The organism is Escherichia sp. KCJ4928, from assembly GCF_004352695.1.
GTDB lineage: Bacteria > Pseudomonadota > Gammaproteobacteria > Enterobacterales > Enterobacteriaceae > ECMA0423.
Genome location: NZ_SJWV01000802.1, coordinates 1 through 255 on the forward strand (window position 1 = coordinate 1; position 255 = coordinate 255).

Consider the following 255-nt stretch of genomic DNA (forward strand, 5'->3'; position numbering starts at 1 on the left):
TAACGTCGCCAGCCGGGATACATCCAGTCGCACATAAATGCTGATCCAGCCCGGATAGTGCGGATTCAGTTGTTCAATATCCGTCTCTTCCGGCCAGCCCTGCGCCAGCAGCAGGTTACGGGCGTGGCGACAAACCAGTGCATTCAGCGTTTTGTTCATGATTAATGGTCTCCCTGAATCGCCGCCCGAAGGCGGCGATAACATCAGTCGTTTTCGTGTGGGTTGTTTTTCAGCAGGATGCGGGCCTGATTAACC

Annotated in this window: 1 pseudogene; it reads right to left on the bottom strand. The window is 54.5% G+C overall.

Going from position 1 to position 255, the window contains the following annotated elements:
• Positions 1–159, bottom strand: a pseudogene (locus E0D98_RS28355) (hypothetical protein); the annotation flags it as partial.
• Positions 160–255: the final 96 nt, after the last annotated feature.